This is a genomic window from Streptomyces apricus, assembly GCF_008369065.1.
Classification (GTDB): Bacteria; Actinomycetota; Actinomycetes; order Streptomycetales; family Streptomycetaceae; genus Streptomyces; species Streptomyces apricus.
This window is the reverse complement of the sequence record NZ_VDFC01000178.1, coordinates 1-1896: the sequence shown is the minus strand read 5'-3', so window position 1 is coordinate 1896 and position 1896 is coordinate 1. Positions and strand designations below refer to the sequence as shown.

General features: G+C 80.5%; 1 protein-coding gene. It reads right to left on the bottom strand.

Features of this window, described 5'->3' with window-relative positions:
- Nucleotides 1–1896 (bottom strand): AfsR/SARP family transcriptional regulator (locus FGF04_RS39015; protein WP_149516131.1); only part of this gene is annotated, 1896 nt, incomplete at both ends.

The window sequence follows — 1896 nt, the reverse complement described above, 5'->3', positions numbered from 1 at the left end:
CCGTACGCCCAGGGCGGCTTCGGCGGCCTTCAGGTGGCGGGCGGTCGGGCCGAAGGAGATCAGGCCGCTGCCGGCCGCGGCCTGTTCGGCGCCGGCGGCGGCCAGTTCGTCGCGGGCGCGGCGCAGTACCGGCAGGTGCCCCACGGCCGCCGCCGCGCGCGCCAGGACGCACCACAGTGCTTCCTGCAGGTGGTCGTGGGGCGGCCGGGCGACCTTCGTGAGCGCCTCGTGGGCCTGCCCGATCGCGCCGTCAGCTGCCAGCAGCAGCGGCTCCACCCAGGGCCGGTAGGGGCCGGCGTCCAGGCCGGCGAAGTCCCCGGGGTCGGGCAGGCCGTCCCCGCGCATCACCGGCACCAGCGCGACCAGCACGTGTGCCCCCCGGCTGAGCCCGGGCATGCCCCATCCGGCGCTGCCGGCCAACACCTGGGCGTAGTGGGGGCGCGCGGCCGGCCAGCCGTCGCGCTCGCAGGTGCGCAGCGCCCGGTACCAGGCGGTGAACACCGCGGCCAGCGGCCGCTCGTTGTGATGGGCCAGGCGGTCGATCCGCTCGGCCTGCGCGTCCGCCGCCGCGAAGTCGCCCAGGCCCGCCAGCGCCTGCAGGCGGATCAGGCGTCCCAGCACCTCGTGCCCGGGCAGGTGGTGCTCCACCGCCAGGGCGGTCAGCTCGGCGCCCAGCCCGTCGCGGCGGGCGGCCGACCCGCAGGCGGCGAAGGACTGCATGAAGGCGCCGTTGAGGGCGAACGCCAGCAGCGCGGGATCACCCAGCCGCCTGGCCAGCACGAGGGCCTCCTCGGCGGCGCGCCCGGCCCGCCGCCGCCACGCCTCGGCGACCGGCGCGCCGCCCGCCCGGGCCGGCGCCACATCGGCGCCGGCGTCCCCGCGCGACTCGACGGCCAGCACCGACAACAGCCGGGCCCGCAGCGCCGGCGGGCCACCGGGGCCCAGCCGGGCGGCGGCGCGGGCGGCGGCCCGGGCCACCYCCCCGGCCCCCGCGGGATCGTCGGCGCGCGTCCACAACGCCGGCACGTCGTAGGAGCCGATGATCCTGGCGGCCAGCTCGGTGTCCCCGCTCTCCTCCACCGCCGCCACCAGCTCCCGGCGGTGCGTGCGCGCCTCCTCCAGACCGTCGGCGCCGCTGACCGCGAGATCGCGCAGCAGACCGGCGGTGGCGTGCAGACGCGCCCGCGAGCGGGCCGGCACCGAGCGCTCCCACGCGGCGGCGGTACGCTCCCACACCCCGTCCGCCGCCTGGACGGACCCGGACCCGGACGCGGACCCGCCACCGGCCCCGGCGGCGAGGAGGCGGGCCTCGCAGCGCGCCAGCGCAGATGCGGCACCCGCAGCCCCGTAGGCCCCGTAGATACCGGTGAGGACCGTGCGGGCGTGCTGCAGCGCCTCCAGCGCCTCCCCGCGCCGCCCGCAGCGCTCCAAGGCGGKGGCCAGCAGCACCCACCCGTCCTCCCGGCCCGGATGCGCGGCGACGTGGGCGCGCAGGTCCGCGACGGCCTGGCGGGCGGCGCCGGTGGCCACCAGCGCCTCGGCGCGCCGCTCCACCGCGTCCAGGTGCAGGGCCTGCAGCCGGGCCCGCTCACCGGCCGCCCACGCGGCGTGGGGGAAGTCGGCCAGCACGGGCCCGCGCCAGCAGGCCAGCGCCTGCTCCCACAGCGCCAGCGCCGCCCGCGGCGCGGCGGGCGCGGCGCGCGCGGCCAGGTCCTCGAAACGCCAGGCGTCGACCGCCTCCCGCGCGGTGCGCAGCGCGTAGCCGGGGCCGTCGGTGACCAGCAGCCCGGAGGGCCGGCGCGGCAGCCGGTCCGGTTCCAGGGCGCGGCGCAGCGCCGCGACGAAGGTGCGCACCGCCCCCACCGCCCCGCCCGGCGCCCCGCCGGGCCACAGGTC